Annotated in this window: 1 protein-coding gene and 1 pseudogene; both read left to right on the forward strand. The window is 41.1% G+C overall.

Annotation, left to right across the window (positions count from 1 at the left end):
- Positions 1-825 (forward strand): annotated as a pseudogene (locus LNTAR_RS24565) (TonB-dependent receptor); the annotation flags it as partial.
- On the forward strand, positions 822-1,602 hold a 781-nt coding region (serS, locus tag LNTAR_RS24570; RefSeq protein WP_007281486.1), incomplete at its 3' end, for a serine--tRNA ligase. The pseudogene LNTAR_RS24565 and the gene serS, both read left to right, overlap by 4 nt.

The raw sequence follows: 1,602 nt of genomic DNA on the forward strand, positions 1-1,602 counted from the left end.
ATTATCATTCACGTTAACTTAAAAGATAAAACTAATTCCTTGCAACAAGAAGCCCTGGGTATTGTGGGTGTAAATTTGATTCACTCGGCTTTTAATTTAGCTCATCGTCCTGAAAACTTACTCGAATCACTTTTAGATAATTTAAGTCGCGACCGTATTGAGATAGATATGGTTGAATTCAAAGGTATTGAATTCCGCAGAGTGGATAACCGTTTAATGCTTCTCAACTTAGTGAAACTAGGTTTAAGTGATGCGGCAATGTTTGGCCCCGATAAATCAGTCCTCCTTCCCTCATCAGTCTTCTATAAAAAATCTGTAATTGTTGAACGCGGTAGTTTCCGACCCGTATGTAATGTAAATATCGATATCATGGAAACCGCACTTGAGCAGTTCTCAGAAGAAATTGGCGTTGGAACAGAAGAAATTGTGCCGATCATGGAAATTACTATGAATAACCTCATGCAGGGTTCTGGAAGTATCGACCTTCATGATTTCTTAGCTCGTGCAGATATGTTGGCGGCTTCGGGTTATAAAGTTCTGATTTCTAACTATAAAGAATACTACCGTTTAGGTCACTACCTCCGTATGAACACCAATCGACCCGTAGCAGTAGCTATGGGAGCGGCTAGTTTGATGGAGCTCTTTAATGTGGAATACTACAATGATCTTGAAGGCGGCATCCTCGAAGCTATGGGACGCCTGTTTAAAAATCAAGTAGGTCTTTATGTGTATCCTTGGCAGTACAAAGATGAGTTGATAACGGTTGAAAACTTTAAAGTGGATTCTGACTTACAGATGCTTTTTGATTTCGTGAAAGCACAGTGAAAGTTGAAGAGCTCAAATCTCAGCGCAATACAGCATCTAAGCAAATCGGTATCATGAAAAAGAATGGCGAAGATGCGAGTTCCGCAATGGAAGCCGTTCGCAGCTTAGGTGATCAAATCAAAGAGCTCGATGCCAAAGCAGCCGAACTCTCTAGCCAAGTTAATGCCAAACTTTTATCACTTCCGAATCCACCATCAGAATTTACTCCTGTTGGTTTGACTGAAGAAGATAACCCTGAAGTTCGTCGCTGGGGAACAAAACCTGAATTTGATTTTGCTCCACAAGCTCACTGGGACTTGGGGCAAAATTTAGATATTTTAGATTTACCTCGTGCTGCAAAAATTTCAGGTTCTGGTTTCTACCTTTGGAAAGGAGCAGGCGCTCGTTTAGAACGTGCCCTCATTAACTTTTTCTTAGATCAAAATACAGAGAATGGCTATAAAGAGGCTTGGGTACCTTTCGTAGTAAATCCTAAAGCGATGACGGGTACGGGACAATTGCCTAAGTTTGCGGAAGAAATTTATCACGCACCAGAAGACAACCTCTATCTAGTTCCGACGGCTGAAGTTCCCGTTACAAATATTCATGCAGACGAAATTCTCGATGCGAAAGAGCTACCGATTGCCTACACAGCTTACACGCCTTGTTTCCGTAGAGAAGCTGGTGCAGCAGGTAAAGATTCAAGAGGTATTTTACGAGTCCACCAATTCTCAAAAGTAGAGATGGTAAAGTTTGTTGAACCTTCAACGTCTTACACTGAATTAGAAATGTTATTAG

It is taken from the genome of Lentisphaera araneosa HTCC2155, assembly GCF_000170755.1.
Taxonomy (GTDB): Bacteria; Verrucomicrobiota; Lentisphaeria; order Lentisphaerales; family Lentisphaeraceae; genus Lentisphaera; species Lentisphaera araneosa.